Raw genomic sequence first — 1,434 nt, 5'->3', positions numbered from 1 at the left:
ACCATCCAACTGGAAAACGCCGTCTTCACCCAACTGACGGCCACCGGCGTGCTCAATGCTGCCGAGTTTAAAATCGGTGCGGCGGCGGCCGACGCCAACGACTTTATCATCTACAACGCCGGCACCGGCGCCCTGTCTTATGATGCCGACGGCACCGGCGCGGGCGCGGCGGTGCAAATCGCCATCTTGGGCGTGAACTTGACCTTGACCAACGCCGATTTTGTGGTGATTTGACCGGCCACTAAGTGTGTCGGGCAGGCTCCTCCTGCCCGCAATACTGTTGACTTAAGGGGGTAGAAATCCACGGTTGGCGGTAATAGGTCGGGCAACCACTTGTTGCTGCCCGACATTACAACACACAAAATATTGAAAAATATAGCAATATAGACAGACCTCCCAGAAAAGCCTAGCCCAGTCATTAAACCAAAGCCACTGGTTTCAGAGTAAACGGGGCTTAAGGGTTCTGTCGCAAACTTTCCAATTTTGGGGTCAATTAACCAAAAGAACGGTTTGTCCTGAGGTACCTCTGAATTTTTTGAACACATCCCGTAATCCGGTGCAATCAGGGTTTTTAATATGATAAAAACTTATGAAACAGTCAGTTTATCTGAAGTTGGGTTTGATTCAGACCCGTTGATTGTAAGATACAGCCGTTTAGCATGGCTTTATCCCCCTGTATTATTCACTGTTATGGCTGTCGGCATAACATTGGCTGTAGTGGTGGTAAACCAAAGCCCGATGGCTTTGGCTTATCTTGGCGGTGCGATAGCCTTTTCTTACTTTATATTTTCCAACACCTTAAAAACTGGGGCGTTGGTGTTCGCCGCTAACGGGCAAGGCATTTACTACCCTATCTATAACCAAAAAGACCAGTTCGTTTTTCTCAGTTGGGACGCAATAAAAGAAATTGCCGTTTATACCGATGAGGCCGGTAAGGCGTTGGAAATAACCACTAATTTTGAAAGCTATACAAGACTGCCTAAGCCTTGTAACGGACATTGTTCTTTAAAAAGGGATAGTCTATTCACCGCAAAGCCGAATGGGGTGACCACTGTCGAACTTTATGTGAAAACAGGGCGGCAAAGAACGTCAGACATTATGAAGGCCATTGACAAGCTAAGCTTGTCAAAAATAAAAATAAGTTAGCCTAGATAAACTTCATTGGATACCATACCACACGACCCAAGGCATGGCCCAATTCATGCAAAAGGCTATAAAACCCAAATTGGCCTGGTGCCAACTGATGAAGATTTTCGTCAGCAACGCCATTCTTGTCATTAATGTTGAACCAAATATCGCCACTTACACTATTCTTGTCAAACCCGCCATTAGTAAAACTCGATCATCAAGTTTTTCATAAAGTCACCTCTAAATAGTGGGGAAGATTAGCGGAGAGCTAAGGCTTGTTAAGGTGGGCAGCTCCCTCCCCTGATG

Annotated in this window: 2 protein-coding genes; both read left to right on the top strand. The window is 46.2% G+C overall.

Annotated features, from left to right (window positions below; all coding sequences use genetic code 11):
- Positions 1-234, top strand: a 234-nt coding sequence (locus tag AADEFJLK_RS24890) for a hypothetical protein (RefSeq protein ID WP_211299343.1), incomplete at its 5' end; no start/stop codon positions are given.
- Positions 235-690: 456 nt separating this feature from the next.
- Entirely contained in the window at positions 691-1,146 is a 456-nt protein-coding gene (locus AADEFJLK_RS23640; RefSeq protein ID WP_103976039.1) for a hypothetical protein, read from the top strand.
- Positions 1,147-1,434 lie beyond the last annotated feature (288 nt).

The organism is Methylovulum psychrotolerans (genome assembly GCF_002923755.1).
GTDB lineage: Bacteria > Pseudomonadota > Gammaproteobacteria > Methylococcales > Methylomonadaceae > Methylovulum > Methylovulum psychrotolerans.
The sequence above is the reverse complement of the archived record's forward strand: the minus strand, read 5'-3'. Positions and strand labels throughout refer to the sequence as shown.